Genomic DNA, 16,424 nt, shown 5'->3' on the forward strand with positions numbered 1-16,424 from the left:
CTCGTCATGCGTGGAGGTGACGATGGAGTGCCGCGTTCGGATAGGACAACCACAACGCCGGCCTCTGCAGGGTTCTATGCGCGAGTCGCCTCCACGCCGAGCAGCGCGAAGCCGAGCACGTTCTGCAGATACTGGGTCACCAGCAGGAAGGAGATCTCTCGCGCCTGCCACGGCGGGGGGGCACCAGAGATGACGACCTCGCGGTCCGGGCGATGCGACGGCGAAAACTCATGCGAAAGTTCTGGCGGGGGTGTCAAGACGACGGCGGCGGCTCCGACCAACCGGTCGAAGGGCCCAGCCGGGGCTCTGGAATCACGAGGAGTGCGAGATGAAGTTCCTGATCGGCATGCATATCAACCCGGCCGTGCTGGACGCGCTGACCGACGCGGAGAAGGCGGCGATCGGCGACGGCCACGGCAAGTTCATCGAGGCGCTGAAGAAGTCCGGCGAGCTGATCATCACGCAGGCGCTGGTCGACCCGTCACAGGCCGCTGTGGTGTCCGTACGCAACGGCCAGCCGGTGGTGACCGACGGCCCTTTCCTGGAGTCGAAGGAGTACCTGGGCGGCTTCTATCTGATCGACTGTGAGAACAAGGAGCGGGCGATCGAGCTGGCGGCGCAGATCCCGGACACCGCGATCGAGGGTCTGGGGGTCGAGGTGCGGCAGGTGATGTTCGCTGACGGACAATTGGAGGCATGACGGCACCGGTCATCGAGGACCTGCTGCGTGAGCTCACGCCGCAGGTCCTCGGCGCGCTGGTACGCCGGCACAGCCGGTTCGAGGGGTGTGAGGACGCCGTACAGGAGGCTGTCCTCGCCGCCACCGTGCAGTGGCCGGCCGAGGGGGTGCCGGACAACCCGCGCGGCTGGCTGGTGACTGTCGCGTCCCGGCGGCTCATCGACCAGATGCGCAGCGACCACGCGCGCCGTGAGCGGGAGTCGGCGACGGCCACCGAGGTGGTGCCCGAGAACGTACCGGACACCGACGACACGCTCGTCCTGCTGTTCCTGTGCTGCCATCCGACGCTGACCGCGGCCTCCCAGACGGCCCTGACGCTGCGGGCGGTCGGCGGCCTGACCACTGCTGAGATCGCCCGCGCGTTCCTGGTTCCGGAGGCCACGATGGCGGCCAGGATCAGCCGGGCCAAGCAGCGCATCAAGGCCGTCGGCAGCTCGTTCAGCCTGCCGGACGGCGCGGAGCGCGAGGAGCGGCTGCGGGTCGTCCTGCACGTGCTCTACCTGATCTTCAACGAGGGCTACACCGCCTCCTCGGGCAGCGAGTTGCACCGCGCCGACCTCGCGCACGAGGCGGTCCGGCTGGCCAGGATGGTGCACGCGCAGTTGCCCGAGGACGGCGAAGTGACCGGGCTGCTCGCGCTGATGCTACTGACCGACGCCCGCCGGGAGGCACGTACGACGGAGGCCGGCGACCTGGTGCCGCTGGACGAGCAGGACCGTACGAAGTGGGACCGCGGGCTGATCGACGAGGGCATCGAGCTGGTCAAGGCGTCGCTGGCCGGTCTGGCGCTGGGGCCTTACCAGTTGCAGGCCGCCATCGCCGCCACGCACGCCGACGCGGTCACGGCCGAGGAGACCGACTGGTCGCAGGTGCACGCCCTTTACCTGGTCCTGGAACGGATCGCGCCCAACCCGATGGTCACCCTCAACCGGGCGATCGCGCTCGCCGAGACCGAGGGCCCGCAGGCCGGGCTGGCCCTGCTGTCCACATTGGACGGTGACGAGCGGATGGCCGGGCATCACCGGCTGCTGTCCGTACGGGCGCATCTGCTGGAGAAGACCGGCGACCTGGCCGGGGCGTGCGAGCACTACCGGCGCGCCGCGAAGTCCACCGCCAGCATCGCCGAGCAACGCTACCTGGAGTTTCGGGCCAGCCGGGTGAGAACATAGATTATGCCCCCATCCCTCCTGGACTCGTCAAACAGCGGGCCGCCCGGTGCTCATGCCGGGCGTTTCCTGACTCGCGCTCGCCGGTCCGCTGGAACGGATTCCGGGGCCGGGCAGCCGGCGGCCACCTCGCACGTGCCGATGATCAGCCAGCCGGGCGTGCTGACCCGCCTCATCCAGGACGCCGCCCGTGCGGTCGACTGAACCGGCCGGGCCCGGAGCCGAATCGTGGCGACCGGAATCTACACCTACAGCGACGTCCCGCACTTCTTCGCCTACCACGGCCCGGGAACGCTGCTCGGTGGTGACGAGCAGATGGTGTCGATGTTCGTCCAGGACCTGACCGAGGGCATCGCCGGAACGCAGATCAAGGCCGCCTTCCTCAAATGCGCGCTGGAAGGGGATCCGACTCCCGGGGGCGAACGGGTGCTGCGGGCGGTGGCCGAAACGCACAAGCGCACGGGAGCGCCGATCACCGTGCACACCAACCCGGCCAGGCGCACCGGACTGGTGGCGCAGCAGATCCTTAAAGAGGAAGGGGTCGATCTCGGCGCGGTGGTGATCGGGCACAGCGGAGACACCGCGGACCTGGACTACCTGCACGAACTGATCGACAACGGCTCCTATACGGGGGTGGACCGGTTCGGCCTGGACATCCTGCTGCCCGGCGACCAGCGGGTGGCCACCGTCGCCCGACTCGTCGAACAGGGCCTGGCCGACCGGATGGTGCTCTCGCACGACGCCTCGTGTCACATCGACTGGTTCCCGCCCGGTGTGCGGGAACAGGTCGCGCCGAACTGGCACTTCACTCACATCCACGACGCGGTCCTGCCGGCCCTACGCCAGCCCGGGGTCACCGACCGTCAGATCGACGTGATGCTCATCGACAACCCGCGCCGCTACTTCTGGCCAGTCGCCGTCCGACCTGCCGGGCGGCAAGCGTGAGGATGGCCGCGATCACGATCGCATTGGACATGACCGGTACCCAGTCGCCCAGCCGGACGTAGGGTGTTTCTTCGCTGGAGAGCGGCACATCGATCATGAAGGTGCCGCGGTACTCGGGCGGGACCCATGCCAGTAGCCTGCCTCGCGCGTCGAATGCCACCGAGGTCCCGTCAAGCTCCACCAGCACCGCCGGGCGGCCGGACTCCACCGCTCGCACGGCCTCGAAGCCGGCCTGCTGTGGATGCGCCCAGCTACCGTGGAATGTGGTGAGCGAGCCCTGCACGATGGTGACATCGGCGCCCATGCGGGCGAGGTCGCGCCGCATGTCGGGGAAGGTCGACTCATAGGAGATCAATGGGCCGACCTTTACCCCGGAGACATCCAGCGTCGTCAGCTTGTCGCCGGTGGACCGATCCTGCTCGGGGGCCCCGGTGTAGTCGGCTATCCAGCCGAGCAGCGGTCGCAGCGGTATGTACTCGCCGAAGGGCGCCAGCCTCTGCTTGGCGTACGTGGCCACGAGCCCCTCGCCGGTGTAGTGGTAGGTCGACTTGGTGATCTGCCCGGACGTGTCGCGAGCGTCCACGTTGACCAGCAGGTCGCTGCCTGTCGCGGCGGCAGCCTGACGCAACTGGCGGTCGACGTCGGGCCGCTGCGTGGGATCGAGTCCGACGCTGCTCTGGCCCCACACGATGACGTCGTGGTCGAGTCCTGCCAGTTCGCGGGTGAGCCGCAGATGGGTGGCGAGGCGCTCTTTCGGGCCATAGACGATACCGGGCTGCACGCCCGCCACGCGTATGCTGCCGGTCACCGTCGGCTCCGGCCGCAGTATCCCGTAGCCGACCGCGGCCGCGGCCAGAGCGACGGCAACTCCTCCACCGGCCAGCCGGGTACAGAGCGTGGCGCCGGGGATCAGGAGGGCGGTGATCCCGATGTTGACGGCGACCAGCAGGAAGCTCAGCAGCCACACCCCGCCGAGGGCGGCGACGGCGAGTACCGGCCCTACCGTCCACTGGCTGAGACCGAGGATTCCCCACGCCCCACCCAGGTGCTTCCAGGAGCGCAGCGCCTCAACGGTCAGCCACACCGAGGGCAGCACGAGCATCGCCACCAGCACTCCGGCGAGCGAGGCTCGCCGGAGTAGCCCGTAGGCGGCAAGCCCGAAGGGCACCCAGAGCAGGCCGACCATCCCGACCGCCACCACCGAGAGCATCCCCAGATAAGGGAGCACCCAGTGGTGCAGCGTCACGAAGAAGCCGGCCGCCGCGAACCAACTGCGCCAGGCCGCCTCCCGAAAAGATCCTGCGCGGGCCAGGAGCAGCAGGAGGGGAACGAGCCCCACCCACGCCCACCACCACGCGTTGACGGCCGGAAACGCCAGAGCCAGGCATGCGCCGATCAGGAGGGTAAGGAGGCGGAGACCCCAGCGGACCAGCACGGCGAGCATGCCATCGAGCTACCCACGCAGGTACCGCCGAACCTATCAGCAGGCACGAAGGCCGGACCGAGGAGAGCCGCCGAGCCTACACGCGTGCGGCCGAGGTGTTCGAGGCGATCGGTGACGTCGAGGCGAGCAGTCGCTGCCGCGACCTGGCGACCGCCGCACCCTGACATGCCGGAGGTGCCGGTCTTCGCCGAGGGGGTACGACGGGCACTCCACCTCACCGACAGCGCGGGCGGCCAGGGCATGACGCTTCAGGCATCCGGTGATTTCGTTTCAGGGTTGATGCGCCGTATACCCATGTGTCGCCCTCCTCTGACAATGACACCAGTAATAGTGGTTTCGTGCGACACCGGTTATAGTGGCTTCATGCGAGCGAGCACAACCGGACGGGTGCTGCACGACCCCAGGGGAGGGTCGTTCTGGTTCGATGCCGGCGCCGTCTGCCTGGACTTCGCCCACACCGGCGGCGAGGGCCGGTACGCGGTGTTCGAGACCCTCCATGAGCCTGCCGACCTAGGCGAATGGCTGGCCCAGCCGCCGCCGGCCGCGGTCATGACGGTTCCCGTGACGGCCCGCGAGCTGACCGCGGCCAAGGACCTCCGCCAGGCGATCTGGGACGCGGCGCACGCCCGGGCGGCGCGTCGCCCCCTCCCCGCCGGGGCGGTCGCGACCATCAACCGGGCCGCGGCCTCGGCGCCGCTGGTCCCCGAGCTCGCCGTCGGCGGCACGACCGCGGGGTGGGCGCCGCCGGTGCGGGCAACGCAAGCGCTGTCGACGCTGGCGCGGGAGATGATCGAGCTGCTGTCCGGGCCGCTCTCCGGGCGCATCCGCGAGTGCGCGAGCGACGACTGCCCGCTGGTGTTCGTCGACTCGTCCCGCCCCGGCGCCCGGCGCTGGTGTGCGATGGAGCGCTGCGGCAACCGCCACAAGCTCCGGGCTCTCCGCGCCCGGCGTGCCACGGACCCGTGACGCAGCCTCAAGCACTCCCCGGAGGAGATCGCTCAGCCCGGCCTGTCCGAGGCGGGCCCGATCTGCCCAGGAGCTCAGTAGCTCCGCGTGATGGCAGTGACTGCGTGTGTTCGCATAATCGCGCCGGCGCGCTCGACTCCGCCCGATGGCAGTCAAGATCAACCTCAGTGCTAACGGCTGTCGGAGCGGAAGCCGCCGCCGCCCTCGGTGACACGGCTCAGCAGGCCACGCAACTGAACCGTCTGGCCTGGGTGCATCAGGTACCGCCCGGGGACCTGGAAGCCACATCGCCATGCTGACCGAGGCGATCGCTCTCATGGAGCAGTTCCAGTCGTTCAGCTCACAGGCCCGCGCCCTGGAGACACTCGCGACCATCCTGGCCGAGGAAGGCCGGACCGACGAAAGCCGCCAAACGTACGCGCGTGCGGCCGAGGTGTCCGAGACGATCAGCGATGCGGAGGCGGCCAGTCGCTGCCGCGACCTGGCGGCGACCCTCCGCTGAGCCGCCCAGAGCCGGTTGCCACGCGGCCGCAGGACTATCGCATCGACCCCTACGCCCAGTTCCCGCACAGCGTCGCGGAGCACCTGAAGGCGCCGGAACCGTTCCTGCTCGGCCACTCCCACGGCGGTTTCGTCGCTCAGCGCTACGTGCTGACCCCCACCGCCCTGAAGGGTCTGATCTTGTACGACACCTCACCACGCAGCGGAGAGGAGTTCTGAAACCAGGCGCTCGGCAACCCGCCGGCGCCGACTCCGGGCACCTCGCCTTTACTGGGGCTGGTCAACGTGTGTCGAGGAGTCGTTCGGTTTCGCGCCACAGCAGGGTCTGGAGTTCGAGGTCGTCGCCGGGTGGGGTGGGCTGGATCCGGCGGGTTTTGCGGACGGTGTAGTAGCCGCCGGTGCGGCCGGTGAAGGCGGGGTCGGTGGCGAGGGTGACGATCAGGCCGGCGCCGCGGGCGGGGTCGACGATCGACAGCCGGGTGAGGATCTTTTCCAGGGTGGCGGCGAAGCGGAGCTCGCGGCCCAGGCCGGTGGTGTTGAAGCCGGGGTCCAGGCAGTTGGCGGTGATGGTGGTGCCGGCCAGGCGCCGGGCGAGTTCGAGGGTGAACATGATGTCGAGCAGCTTGGTCTTGCCGTAGTGCTGCGATGATCCGCGTGCGGTGAACGGGACCGTCTCGGTCAGGTCCTGCGGGAGCCGGAGGGTGCCGTGGTGGCGGGAGGCTTGGGAGGCGACGTTGACGATCCTGGCGGCCGGGGCCCGGCGCACTCACCCGCCTCATCGAACTGCTCGGACGTCTCACATCCGACTGGTCCACGTAACATCCGCCTCCCGGGGCACTCCGGTCTCGGCCGGTAGCCGACAGGCCAAGGCTTTGACTTCGGCCCTTTGGGCCGGGGTGAGGCGGTGCGGCAGGCCCGGGCGGGGCCGGTCCTTCAAGGGGTTAGCCGGACTGCTGGTGCCAGCGGTCCAGCAGGGCCGGGATCTCGCCGAGCAGGAACTCGTAGAAGGCGTGCATCTGTGCCAGGCGCTGATGGGCGGGATCGCCGCTGCCGGTGGCGGCGATCCCGGCGGCCGCGGCCTGGAGCATGGCCTGGATGACGGTGTTCTGGCTGGTGAACAGGGTGGCCCAAGCGTCGTCGCGGAGCCGGTAGTGCTCGCGGCGGCTGCCGGGCGATGGGAGGCGTTCGATCAGCCCGACCGTCAGCAGGGATTTGATCGAGCTGGAGACCGAGCCTGCGCTGGCCTCCAGCCGGTCGGCGATCTCGCCGGCGGTGACGCTCTGCTGGTCGGTGAAGAGGAAGACCGCCAGGGTGCGCGCGGCCATGCGCTGCATCCCGCCCTCGGTCAGAGTCAGCGCCAGTCGTTCGGCGGCCTGCCACTCCTCATGCCTGTCGTTCACATATGCCTCCTTACGTGAGGAAGGATATCGAACGCCACGACTCTTCAGTACTTTCTGAAAAGTCGGTATATTGCTCACATCGGCCTCCCCGTGAGGCTCGATGGTGTGCCGGGAAGCCTGGTCGGCGATGCGACATCCAGTTCCGCGTCGATGAGGAGATGACTCCGGTGACCCTGCTCAGCCGTCTGTACGGCGTGCGTCCCGCGATCCGGGCCGCTGGATCGATCGGCCCGCCTGGCCGCCCGCGCACGAACCGACACCCTGGTATCCGCGCTCGTACGGCGGGCTCAGCCGTATCCCGCAAGACGGCCAGGCCGCGCCCACCCGCGCTTCGGCCGCAACCCCGGCCCCGGCGAACCACTCGCGACCGGGACGAGCCTGCACACATCGGAGCACGAGATCTTCCACGACCACGACCACCCTTCAGCCGGCTGGCTGCCACTCACCCCAGGAGCATCGTGAAACTGCTTGTCCTTGGCGGCACCCACCATGTGGGCCGCGCCATCGTGGAGACCGCGCTGGAGCGCGGCGATGAGGTGAGCACGCTCAACCGCGGCCTCAGCCGCGACCCCGCACCCGGGGTGCGGGCGCTGATCGCCGACCACACCGACGTCGACACCGTACGGCAGGCGCTGGGCGACGCCGAGTGGGACGCCGTCATCGACACCTGGGCCTGGCTCCAGGCCGAGGGCGACCCGGCACCCCGCGCGGACGCGCCCTCCCCCGACACCTGGCTCGACACCGCCGCCGAGCAGCGCCTGCTCGACCAGCTCTCACGCTAAGGAAGCACCACTGTCATGCGCGCCATCATCGTCGGAGCCGGCATCGCCGGCCTGGCCGCCGCCCTGCGCCTGCGCCAGATCGGCTGGGACACTCTCATCGTCGAACGCGCGCCCGCCCGCCGCGGCGGTGGTTACGCGGTCACCTTCGGCGGCATCGGCTACGACGCCGCCGAACGCATGGGCATCCTGGACGCCCTGCGCCGTCGATCCTTCGTCACCGAGGAACTCGTCTACCACAAGCCCGACGGCTCTCGCCGCTTCGCCCTCGACCGCGACACCATCGTCGCCACCACCGGGCCGCGCTCGATCACCATCCTGCGCGGCGACCTCGAAGCCATCCTGTTCGAGCAGGTCCACGACCACGGTGAGATCCGCTTCGCCACCACCGTCACCGCCATCGACCAGGACGGCGACGCGGTCCACGCCACCCTCAGCGACGGCCGCGTCGAACGCGCCGACCTGCTCATCGGCGCCGACGGCCTGCACTCGGCCACCCGTGCGCTGGTCTTCGGCCCAGAGGAGGACTACCTGCTCGATCTCGACCACCAGGTCGCCGTCTACATGCTCGACCAGCGCCCCGCCGCCATCGCGCCCGGCACCACCGGCACGCTGTCCTCAGGCGGCCGCACCATGGCGGTGATCAGTGTCGGCGACGGCCGCAACGTCGCCTTCTTCGGTTACCGCACCGACCGCGCCACCCCAAGTCAGGACCCGCGCACGGTGCTACCCGAGGTGTACGGCGACATCGGCTGGGTGGTGCCCGAAGTGCTCGCGGGCATGGACAGGACCGACTCGGTCTACTTCGACAGCATCAGCCAGGTCGTGGCCAAGCAGTGGAGCCGCGGCCGGGTGGTGCTGCTCGGCGACGCTGCCTGGTGCGTGACCCTGTTCGCCGGATACGGCTCCGCCCTGGCCGTCGGCGGTGCCGACCTGCTCGGCACCGCGCTGGCTGACCACCCGGGCGACATCGGCGCCGCCCTGAACGCCTGGGAGAGCGCACTACGCCCCGAAGTGGACAAGAAGCAGAAGCTCGGCAGGCGCGTCAAAGGCGTCTACGCCCCCGCCAACCCCTTGCTGCTGTGGCTGAGCCTGCTACCGCTGCGCCTGGCCACGCTGGGCCCGGTGCGCCGCTACATGACCCGCCGCTTCATCAAGGGCTGAGCACATCGCGCCTGGCCGGGTAGGCCGGCGCCTGGTTGCGGTAGCGGACGATCGACGGCCGGTCCCGCCGCGTCACCAGGGTCGGCCCCAGGCAGCCGAGCCCGGCGGCCCCGCTCCGGCCCGGCAGATCCGACGCCCAGAAACCCCAGGCGACAGTCACGCCGAGATCGGCAGGTCAGCCGACGGCTTCATACGCCTTCCAGCATGCCCACACGGGGATGTAGCGGACGGCGCCCGCAGTTCGGGGTCGTTCAGGATGTCGTCGGGCGCGCGCCGGAACCGCTGCACCGTCACCAGGGTGGGCGACTGCCAGGCGCCGCGCCGGATCATCAGCGCGAACAGCTCCGCGGCCTGGCGCGGGCTGTACGTCGCCACCGCCTCGCGTTCCAGCTGACTGCGAGCACCGTTCGATCGGGCCGACATCGGTTGAACAGGGCGACCTAGGCGTCCTTTGTGGATAGCCGACCGGCGGAATCAGCCCGCGTCGCCGGGTTCTCCGGTTCACGCCGGGTGAGCACCAAGGGGGCGTTCTCGGTGACGGCTACCGTGTGCTCGGAGTGGGCCGTGCGCGAGCCGTCCGCCGACCGGATGGTCCAGCCGTCGGCGTCGTAGACGATCCGGTCGGTCGTGCGGGCGAACCAGGGTTCGAGCGCGAGGGTCAGGCCCGGCCGGAGCGTAAGGCCGCGCCCTGCCCGGCCCTTGTTCGAAACGTGGGGCCCCTCGTGCATGGTGCGGCCAATGCCGTGGCCACCGAACTCGGTGTTGACCGGGTAGCCGTAGTCGTGGGCTACCGCCCAGATGGCCGCCGAGATGTCACCCAGGCGGTTGCCCGGACGTGCCACCTCGATCGCCGCCTCCAACGCTTCCTCGGTGGCGCGGATGATCCGCAGGTCCTCCTCGGCGGCGGTCCCGACGACGACCGTGCGCGCCGAGTCGGCCACCCATCCGTCGACGCCGACCGCGAGGTCCGCGCTGAGTACGTCGCCGTCACGCAGCGTGTAGTCGTGGGGTAGGCCGTGCAGGACGGCGTCGTTGACCGACAGGCAGATGACGTTGCGGAACGGGCCGCGTCCGAAGGACGGCGCGTAGTCCCAGTAGCACGACTCTGCCCCGCGCTGTTTGATCATGCCGCGCACGTGGTGTTCCAGGTCCAGGAGGTTGACGCCCACGTCGGCGAGTCGGCCGACCTCGGAGAGCACCTCGGCGATGAAACGCCCGGCCACGTGCATGCGTTGGATCTCCGCAGGCGTCTTCAGTTCAATCACGAATACCTCGCGTCACAGGGTGTTGGTATAGTTATACCGGCACCCTAGCGCTTGCCGGTAAAGTAATACCAGCCCTATTCTGGGGGCATGGTCCGCCAACCGCTCACACCTGAGCAGATCGAAGCCGGCAGGCGTCTCGGCGCCCTGCTGCGCCACGCGCGAGCGGGACGCGACCTAGCGGAAGTCGCGCACGTGGCCGGCATCTCGCCGGAAACCCTGCGCAAGATTGAGACCGGACGACTGCCGTCCCCCGGATTCGGCACGATCGTCTGCCTCGGTGAGGCACTCAACGTGCCGGTTCAGGAGTTGGCGGCTACCTGGCGCGGCAACGACCTACCGCTGGAAGCCGTCTCGTAGCCGCTGTTGCGCCCGCCCACGGAGTCCCGGTGGACACGGCCGGTTCCTCATCCAGCGCCTGTGCCTGTTGATCCAGCCACTGCTGGTCGAGCCGGCATCGTGACCCGCCCGGTTCCCCGGACGCCGGCGCGGCCCGACCGCCGGCCCGCCACCCGTACACCGAGGACGTCGGCGACAGGCTGATCACCGCTGTGCTGAAGGAGCCGGCCTCCCGGTGACGCCTGGCCAGTCGGCCCGTCGGGCGGCCTCAGGGGAGACTACGGAACCGGGCCACCGGTCTACCGCCAAGACGTGCCTGCGACCGAGATCCGCCCGCCGCTGCTCAGCCGGGTGCCCTGCCGGTCCTGGGTGCTGCTCGACCTCGACGCCTGCCTGGTCACGGTGTTCGGCAGCCCCCGTCGGTAGGGACCGTACCGGTGGTCTTCCAGGAGCAGGTCATGGCCATCGCGCAGCAGCTCGCCGGGTACTCCCTCGGCGCCGCCGACATGCTGCGCCGGGCCATGGGCAAGAAGAAGAAAGAGGTCCTGGACGCCGAATGGGATCGGTTCTCGGCGGGCATGCGCGGACGCGGCTTCTCCGAGGAGGCGATCAAGGCGGTCTGGGACGTCCTGGTCCCGTTCGGCGGCTACGGCTTCAACAAGTCGCACACCGCCGGGTACGGCCTGGTCTCCTACTGGACCGCCTACCTCAAGGCCAACCACCCGCAGGAGTACCTGGCCGCGCTGCTCACCTCGGTCGGCGACGACAAGGACAAGATGGCCGTCTACCTGTCGGACTGCCGGCGCCTGGGCATCAGGGTGCTGCCCCCCGACGTCAACGCCAGCGGGCTGGACTTCGCCGCCGTTGGGTCCGACATCCGCTTCGGCCTGGGCGCGGTGCGCAACATCGGAGCGGGCGTCGTCGAGGCGATCGTCACCACCCGGGAGGCCCGCAGCACCTACACCGACTTCAACGACTTCCTGGCCAAGGTCCCGTCCGTCGTCTGCAACAAGCGCGTCATCGAGTCACTGGCCAAGGCCGGCGCCTTCGACAGCCTGGGACACCGCAGAAAAGCCCTGGTCTCGGTGCACGAACCCGCCGTGGACACGGTCATCGACATCAAGCGGAACGAGGCCCACGGCCAGAACTCGCTGTTCGGCGAGCCCGGCCGGAGCAGCGCCTTCTCCGTCGCGATCCCCGAAGGCGAGTGGGACAAGGCCACCCTGCTCGCCTTCGAACGCGAGATGCTCGGCCTGTACGTCTCCAGCCACCCGCTCGACGGCGCCGAACGCGTCCTGTCCGCCGGCCGCGACGCCACCATCGCAGACCTGCTGGCCTCCGGACGCCAGGACGGCGCGACCCGGATCAGCGGCATCATCTCCAGCCTGCAACGCAAGGTCACCAAACAGGGTCGTGCAGGATTTCAAGCACATCCTGACCACCCATCCCGGCCGGGCACCCGTGCACGTACGGGTGCACCGCCCCGGCGCCGCGAGCGTGCTGTGGAACCTCCAGCCGTTCCAGGTGGCCCCGGAGCCGGCGTTCTACGGCGACGTCAAGGCACTGCTCGGCGCCGGCGCGATCGGCGGCGCATGACCGGCCGGTGGGCCTGCCCGCGCTGCCGTACCGGCGAGGTCCTGGCCGTCGTGCGCCTCCCGCACACCTGGACGAACGCGGCGGGCGACCCGGTCCGCGGCATCCGTGACGCTCTCCTGTGCGCCTGCTGCGACGCAGGCGACCCCAATGCCGGCCCGATCATCACGTACTTCGCCGTCCATGGGTCCGCGCAACCAGAGACCCTGGTTCAACTCGCGCGGTACCTGCTCCGCTGGATCCATCGGGCGCGGGCGCCGAAGCAGCCGGACGAGAACGCGCTGAACGCCGAGGCCGAGGCCTGGTACCGCGGCGAGCTGTAACGTCGTCTTCGCCTTGGCCAAGGCAGACCACCCGCCACGGCCGCGAGCTCGCGCACCTCGTGGTGGCGGCGCCTGTTCGGCATTCGGCCTGGTCAGGCAGATCGTGAACAAGTGAAAAGATCATGTGTTCACTGCTTTGTCAACGCCTCGTTGACGTGGGGTGGTGTGGGGCGGCGGGGGGTGAGGCGCTCAGCGCGCTCACCGGCTACGCCTCTCCGCGGGGCCAAGACGCTCCTCCAGCCGTTCGAGCCTGCGCAGGACGGGACGGAGCTCCTCGCGGATGGCCGCCGACAGCGCGCTCGCCGCGTCGGCGGGCTGGGCCGGGACACCGGGAGCGGCCTGGGTCTGCGCACGCAGGTGGACATAACCGGCGAGGGCCGCCGATACCGCGCGGCGGGTCAGCCGGTGCTCGGCACCCAGCTCCCGCAGGACGTGCCCGGCCACTCCCTCAGGTTCGGCGATCAGCCCGAGGAGCAGGTGTTCGCAGCCGATGTAGTTGTGGCCGAGCGAGGTGGCCTCGGTGACGGTCATCTCCAGGGCCGCCGCAGCCGGTGCCCCGAAGGTGAGCTCTGCGCCGGTGGCGGTCGCGGCCGGTGCGTCGAGGCGCGGCCGGTCCAGTCGGCGCCGCACCTCCTCGGGGTCGATCTCCAGGGCGCCCAGAACCTGGAGCGCTAGGTTGCTCCCCTCGGCGAGCATGCCGCCCAGCAGATGCTCGGTGCCGACCTCGGCCGCGCCCAGGGCTCGTGCCTGCTCCACCGACAGCTTGATCACGGACCGGGCCCGGGGGGTGAAGTGCGGGAAGCGCGCCGTCAGGTCGTCGATGTCGGGGGAGCTGAGCGCCGTCTCGCGGATGGAGGTCACCCGCCGTACGGCCTGCTCCAGTGCCCGCTGGCACACGGCGGAGACCGGCACCCCGGCTCTCTTGACCGCCTCGGCCAGCTCGTCGGGCAGGTAGACATTGATCTTCGGCATTACATCTCCCCTTAGGGGTTATGGAAGGGTTATAACCCATAGATAACCCTGGAGGGGGGTAATTGTCTAGCGTGCCGCACCGGTGAGGAACCGGGTGATGTCAGGGGCGAGGGCCGCGCCCCTGGCGGAGAGCCATGCCAGATTGTTGCGACTGGTGAAGGCGGCGAGTCTCCGGGCGTCGAGCCGAGTGAGATCGCCGGACCTGGCCAGCACGGGGGTCAGGGCGATCCGGTTCCAGGCGGCGCTCTCACCCAGGGAGCGGGCTATCTGCGGGTGCGCGGCGCGGACGGCGGAGGCGATCGGATGCAGGCGGCCTCCGGAACCGGAGGAGGCGTCAACGGGGGCGAGCAGGTTGACGGCGGCGATCTCGACGCCTTCCGACCGGGTGGCCCGGAGCATCTCCTGGTCGCCGCGTGCCAGACCGGCTTCGGTGACCGGGAGGGTGAAGCTCACCGTGAGGGGACGGCCCTCGCGGGCGGCCTCCCGTTGCAGGGTCGCGATCGCCCTGGCGCGCCGCCGCACGACGGTGTCACCGGCCGGGGCGTGGACCTCGAAGTCGATGTACCTGGCGTCGAAGGCGCCGATCGCCCGGCGGTAGGCGGCGGTGAGCCGACCCGGGTCCGCGCAGGCGGTGGCGAGTTCGCGTCCGGTGGGGCCGCCGAAGGCGAGGCCCGCGTCCCCGCCGGCGGCTCGCAGGGAGCCGAGCCGATTGGCGACCGGATTGCGTCCCTGCCCCTGGAGCCCGCCCCACCTGGGAACGCACCCCCTGTGCCCGGCGGTGAGGTGGCCGAGCGTGAACCAGCGCACTCGGCTCTTCCTGACCGCCCTGGAGAGGTTGAAGCGCGGGTCGTGGACCGCGTCCACGAACGCCACGAAGCCCGACGGGCGGACGACGGCCGGTGTGGACGCCTGTTCGGACGCGGGCCGGGTGGCGGTCCCCGAGGGCGGCGCGCCCGCCCCGGCATGCCTGCCGGCGGCGGCCCACTCACCCTGCGCCCTGGGGGGCAGCAGCCAGATCGCGCCACCGGTTCCCGCAGCGAGTGCGATGGAGGCGAGCACCACGAGGGGCCGGGGCGGGGTGCCGGGCTCGCGGGCCCGGCGGGTGCCGGTACGGTCGGTCGCCACGGGCATGTGATCCCCCTCCTCAACGACAGGGGTGATCGCTTTAAGTGTTGGATCCGCTACCCGTTGCGTCGAAGGCCAGAACGTTAGCAAGCGTTCCGGTCACGGCGTGGGCTTTCTGCGGATGCCGTCCGGAGTGCCCGGATAATGGTCGCCATGAAGTTGAGGATCTTCACTGAACCGCAGCAGGGTGCCACCTACGACGAGTTGCTGACGGTCGCGCTGGCCACGGAGCGGCTGGGGTTCGACGCCTTCTTCCGTTCCGATCATTACATGCGGATCGGAGGGGGCGATCCCGGCCCCGGCCCCACCGACGCCTGGACGACCCTGGCGGGCCTGGCCAGGGAAACCTCCACGATCCGCCTCGGCACCCTGGTCACCCCGGCCACCTTCCGGCTGCCGGGACCGCTGGCGATCAGCGTGGCCCAGGTCGACCAGATGAGCGGCGGCCGGGTCGAGCTGGGCCTGGGCGCCGGTTGGTTCGACGCCGAGCACATCGCGTACGGCATCCCCTTTCCGCCGGTCGGCGAGCGGTTCGGCCGGTTCGAGGAGCAGTTGGAGATCCTGACCGGGCTCTGGACCACACCCGCGGGTGAGACGTTCTCCTTTGAAGGCGCCCACTACCGGCTGGCCGACTCACCGGCGCTGCCCAAGCCCGCGCAGAGCCCCAGGCCGCCGATCATCATCGGCGGCGTCGGCGCCAGGCGCACCCCGCGCCTGGTCGCCAGGTTCGCCGACGAGTACAACGTGCCGTTTCGCACCCTGGATGACACCGCGAAGGCCTTCGACCGGATCGGCAGGGCATGCGAGGCGGAGGGCAGGGCGCCGGTCATGCTCTCCGTCGCGCAGACCGTCTGCGTCGGCTCCGGCGACGCGGAGATCGCGCGGCGGGCCGGGATCATCGAGCAGGACCTCGGCGCGCTGCGCGCGACGGGCCTGGCGGGTACCCCCGCCGAGGTGGCCGAGAAGATCGGACGCTTCGCCGAACTGGGCGCCGAGCGGATCTACCTGCAGGTGCTTGACCTGGCCGACCTTGACCACCTGAACCTCATCGCCGAGGAGGTCCTGCCTCACGTGTAAGCCGGGCGCCGCAGATGGGCGGGCGTCTTCGAGGCGGACGCGGCCGAGGCGGACGCGAGCATCGCGATGCACCGCGACTCCGTCCACCTGCCCGGCCTCCAGGGGCTCAGAAAGCGCCTGGAGGGCCGAACCGGCCGGCCCGTGCCCGGGAGTGCCACCGCCTGCGGCGGAGCAGGCCCAGCACGGCCATCGCCAGCCAGGCGAGGAGGAGGAACTTCAGCACCCCGACTCCGGCTACCGCCACCCCCGCCACCAGCAGCAGGACCACCACGGGAGCGAACGGAGGCCCGCCCCGGTGTCCCGCGTGGTGGTGACTCCAGGCCGCGCGGTGACGGATTCGGGACCCGGGCCGGAACCCGGGATGATGAACGCCCCGGGCGTGCGCGTGCCACTCACGTCCCCATGGGCTCCCGGCGTCTTCGAACTCCTCCGGCCCGGGGTCGCGCGGACCGGGGAGGTCCGCGCACACCACGGCGAGGTCGCCGCCCGTTCGCGCGGACAGGGTAAGTTCGAGGCGCTCGTCGAGTTCCTCGCGGGTCAGGCGGCCCTTGGCGTAGTGCTCGCGCAGGGCCTCCATCGCCGCGTCACGCTCGGCGTCTCCGATGCGGAGGTCGTCTCGGGGCGTCATG

At 70.3% G+C, this 16,424-nt stretch carries 19 protein-coding genes and 2 pseudogenes; 12 read left to right on the top strand and 9 right to left on the bottom strand.

Annotated elements, in window-relative coordinates; all coding sequences use genetic code 11:
- The first annotated feature begins 328 nt into the window (after positions 1–328).
- The 3 genes from OIE13_RS06235 (at position 329) to OIE13_RS06245 (ending at position 2,850) form a co-directional block, all read left to right on the top strand.
- Positions 329–700: a YciI family protein gene (locus OIE13_RS06235; protein ID WP_326642140.1), complete on the top strand. Its 372-nt coding sequence runs from the start codon at positions 329–331 to the stop codon at positions 698–700.
- Positions 697–1,908, top strand: coding sequence for an RNA polymerase sigma factor (locus tag OIE13_RS06240; RefSeq protein ID WP_326642138.1), 1,212 nt, complete (start codon positions 697–699; stop codon positions 1,906–1,908). Before OIE13_RS06235 ends, OIE13_RS06240 begins: the two co-directional genes overlap by 4 nt.
- Before the next feature lie 225 nt (positions 1,909–2,133).
- Positions 2,134–2,850: a phosphotriesterase family protein gene (locus tag OIE13_RS06245; protein WP_326642136.1), complete on the top strand. Its 717-nt coding sequence runs from the start codon at positions 2,134–2,136 to the stop codon at positions 2,848–2,850.
- Here OIE13_RS06245 and lnt read toward each other — a convergent pair.
- On the bottom strand, positions 2,786–4,294 hold the full coding sequence (gene lnt / locus OIE13_RS06250) for an apolipoprotein N-acyltransferase (RefSeq protein ID WP_326642133.1): 1,509 nt from the start codon (positions 4,292–4,294) through the stop codon (positions 2,786–2,788). The two genes, OIE13_RS06245 and lnt, sit on opposite strands and share 65 nt — an antisense overlap.
- Before the next feature lie 363 nt (positions 4,295–4,657).
- On the opposite strand from lnt, the gene OIE13_RS06255 reads away from it, so the two are divergent.
- The 3 genes from OIE13_RS06255 to OIE13_RS36550 all read left to right on the top strand — a co-directional run bounded on the left by OIE13_RS06255 (position 4,658) and on the right by OIE13_RS36550 (position 5,980).
- On the top strand, positions 4,658–5,260 hold the full coding sequence (locus OIE13_RS06255) for a CGNR zinc finger domain-containing protein (RefSeq protein ID WP_326642131.1): 603 nt from the start codon (positions 4,658–4,660) through the stop codon (positions 5,258–5,260).
- 292 nt (positions 5,261–5,552) lie between these two features.
- On the top strand, positions 5,553–5,762 hold the full coding sequence (locus OIE13_RS06260; protein WP_326642129.1) for a hypothetical protein: 210 nt from the start codon (positions 5,553–5,555) through the stop codon (positions 5,760–5,762).
- A complete protein-coding gene (locus OIE13_RS36550) occupies positions 5,759–5,980 on the top strand; it encodes an alpha/beta fold hydrolase (protein ID WP_442816060.1) in 222 nt (73 codons plus the stop codon). Before OIE13_RS06260 ends, OIE13_RS36550 begins: the two co-directional genes overlap by 4 nt.
- Positions 5,981–6,041: 61 nt before the next feature.
- On the opposite strand, the gene OIE13_RS06265 is transcribed toward OIE13_RS36550, so the two are convergent.
- The gene (locus OIE13_RS06265) at positions 6,042–6,527 is read right to left on the bottom strand and encodes a hypothetical protein (RefSeq protein ID WP_326642127.1); all 486 of its coding nucleotides are present in this window, start codon (positions 6,525–6,527) and stop codon (positions 6,042–6,044) included.
- 175 nt (positions 6,528–6,702) lie between these two features.
- Positions 6,703–7,161, bottom strand: a complete 459-nt coding sequence (locus OIE13_RS06270; RefSeq protein ID WP_326642125.1) for a GbsR/MarR family transcriptional regulator — start codon at positions 7,159–7,161, stop codon at positions 6,703–6,705.
- Positions 7,162–7,619: 458 nt separating this feature from the next.
- Between OIE13_RS06270 and OIE13_RS06275 the strand changes: the two genes are divergently transcribed.
- Complete coding sequence (locus OIE13_RS06275) at positions 7,620–7,943, top strand: NAD-dependent epimerase/dehydratase family protein (RefSeq protein WP_326642124.1); 324 nt, start codon at positions 7,620–7,622, stop codon at positions 7,941–7,943.
- Positions 7,944–7,958: 15 nt separating this feature from the next.
- Positions 7,959–9,104, top strand: coding sequence for an FAD-dependent monooxygenase (locus OIE13_RS06280; protein WP_326829732.1), 1,146 nt, complete (start codon positions 7,959–7,961; stop codon positions 9,102–9,104).
- Here OIE13_RS06280 and OIE13_RS06285 read toward each other — a convergent pair.
- From OIE13_RS06285 to map, 3 genes are read right to left on the bottom strand one after another with little or no spacing between them, the layout of a single operon-like run.
- On the bottom strand, positions 9,094–9,264 hold the full coding sequence (locus OIE13_RS06285; protein ID WP_326642121.1) for a hypothetical protein: 171 nt from the start codon (positions 9,262–9,264) through the stop codon (positions 9,094–9,096). The genes OIE13_RS06280 and OIE13_RS06285 overlap by 11 nt on opposite strands.
- Positions 9,261–9,527 (bottom strand): hypothetical protein, encoded by a 267-nt coding sequence (locus tag OIE13_RS06290; RefSeq protein WP_326642119.1) that lies wholly within the window; start codon positions 9,525–9,527, stop codon positions 9,261–9,263. The genes OIE13_RS06285 and OIE13_RS06290 overlap by 4 nt, the downstream gene beginning before the upstream one ends.
- Before the next feature lie 17 nt (positions 9,528–9,544).
- Positions 9,545–10,369, bottom strand: coding sequence for a type I methionyl aminopeptidase (map, locus tag OIE13_RS06295; RefSeq protein ID WP_326642118.1), 825 nt, complete (start codon positions 10,367–10,369; stop codon positions 9,545–9,547).
- Positions 10,370–10,456: 87 nt separating this feature from the next.
- Between map and OIE13_RS06300 the strand changes: the two genes are divergently transcribed.
- The 3 genes and pseudogenes from OIE13_RS06300 to OIE13_RS36555 form a co-directional block, all read left to right on the top strand.
- Complete coding sequence (locus tag OIE13_RS06300) at positions 10,457–10,726, top strand: helix-turn-helix domain-containing protein (RefSeq protein WP_326642116.1); 270 nt, start codon at positions 10,457–10,459, stop codon at positions 10,724–10,726.
- Between the two features lie 416 nt (positions 10,727–11,142).
- A pseudogene (locus OIE13_RS06305) lies at positions 11,143–12,301 on the top strand (helix-hairpin-helix domain-containing protein); the annotation flags it as partial.
- A gap of 23 nt (positions 12,302–12,324) precedes the next feature.
- Positions 12,325–12,621: pseudogene (locus tag OIE13_RS36555) on the top strand (DUF6300 family protein); the annotation flags it as partial.
- Between the two features lie 198 nt (positions 12,622–12,819).
- Here the strand turns inward: OIE13_RS36555 and OIE13_RS06310 are convergent.
- Together OIE13_RS06310 and OIE13_RS06315 are read right to left on the bottom strand one after the other, a co-directional pair.
- Positions 12,820–13,593 (bottom strand): Clp protease N-terminal domain-containing protein, encoded by a 774-nt coding sequence (locus tag OIE13_RS06310; protein WP_326829734.1) that lies wholly within the window; start codon positions 13,591–13,593, stop codon positions 12,820–12,822.
- Positions 13,594–13,659: 66 nt separating this feature from the next.
- Complete coding sequence (locus tag OIE13_RS06315) at positions 13,660–14,724, bottom strand: hypothetical protein (RefSeq protein WP_326642110.1); 1,065 nt, start codon at positions 14,722–14,724, stop codon at positions 13,660–13,662.
- 147 nt (positions 14,725–14,871) lie between these two features.
- Here OIE13_RS06315 and OIE13_RS06320 point away from each other — a divergent pair, with 147 nt between their 5' ends.
- On the top strand, positions 14,872–15,795 hold the full coding sequence (locus OIE13_RS06320) for an LLM class F420-dependent oxidoreductase (RefSeq protein ID WP_326642108.1): 924 nt from the start codon (positions 14,872–14,874) through the stop codon (positions 15,793–15,795).
- Between the two features lie 106 nt (positions 15,796–15,901).
- On the opposite strand, the gene OIE13_RS06325 is transcribed toward OIE13_RS06320, so the two are convergent.
- On the bottom strand, positions 15,902–16,423 hold the full coding sequence (locus tag OIE13_RS06325) for a DUF1707 SHOCT-like domain-containing protein (RefSeq protein ID WP_326642106.1): 522 nt from the start codon (positions 16,421–16,423) through the stop codon (positions 15,902–15,904).
- Position 16,424 lies beyond the last annotated feature (1 nt).

It is taken from the genome of Streptosporangium sp. NBC_01810 (assembly GCF_035917355.1).
GTDB lineage: Bacteria > Actinomycetota > Actinomycetes > Streptosporangiales > Streptosporangiaceae > Streptosporangium.

Bases quoted from the DNA above. Each gene is read 5' to 3' on its own strand.
- lnt (WP_326642133.1), bottom strand. From the start codon at position 4,294: ATGCTCGCCGTGCTGGTCCGCTGGGGTCTCCGCCTCCTTACCCTCCTG.
- OIE13_RS06325 (WP_326642106.1), bottom strand. From the start codon at position 16,423: ATGACGCCCCGAGACGACCTCCGCATCGGAGACGCCGAGCGTGACGCG.
- OIE13_RS06280 (WP_326829732.1), top strand. From the start codon at position 7,959: ATGCGCGCCATCATCGTCGGAGCCGGCATCGCCGGCCTGGCCGCCGCC.
- OIE13_RS06315 (WP_326642110.1), bottom strand. From the start codon at position 14,724: ATGCCCGTGGCGACCGACCGTACCGGCACCCGCCGGGCCCGCGAGCCC.
- OIE13_RS06320 (WP_326642108.1), top strand. From the start codon at position 14,872: ATGAAGTTGAGGATCTTCACTGAACCGCAGCAGGGTGCCACCTACGAC.
- OIE13_RS06260 (WP_326642129.1), top strand. From the start codon at position 5,553: ATGCTGACCGAGGCGATCGCTCTCATGGAGCAGTTCCAGTCGTTCAGC.
- OIE13_RS06240 (WP_326642138.1), top strand. From the start codon at position 697: ATGACGGCACCGGTCATCGAGGACCTGCTGCGTGAGCTCACGCCGCAG.
- OIE13_RS06300 (WP_326642116.1), top strand. From the start codon at position 10,457: ATGGTCCGCCAACCGCTCACACCTGAGCAGATCGAAGCCGGCAGGCGT.
- OIE13_RS06290 (WP_326642119.1), bottom strand. From the start codon at position 9,527: ATGTCGGCCCGATCGAACGGTGCTCGCAGTCAGCTGGAACGCGAGGCG.
- OIE13_RS06235 (WP_326642140.1), top strand. From the start codon at position 329: ATGAAGTTCCTGATCGGCATGCATATCAACCCGGCCGTGCTGGACGCG.
- OIE13_RS06310 (WP_326829734.1), bottom strand. From the start codon at position 13,593: ATGCCGAAGATCAATGTCTACCTGCCCGACGAGCTGGCCGAGGCGGTC.
- OIE13_RS06255 (WP_326642131.1), top strand. From the start codon at position 4,658: ATGCGAGCGAGCACAACCGGACGGGTGCTGCACGACCCCAGGGGAGGG.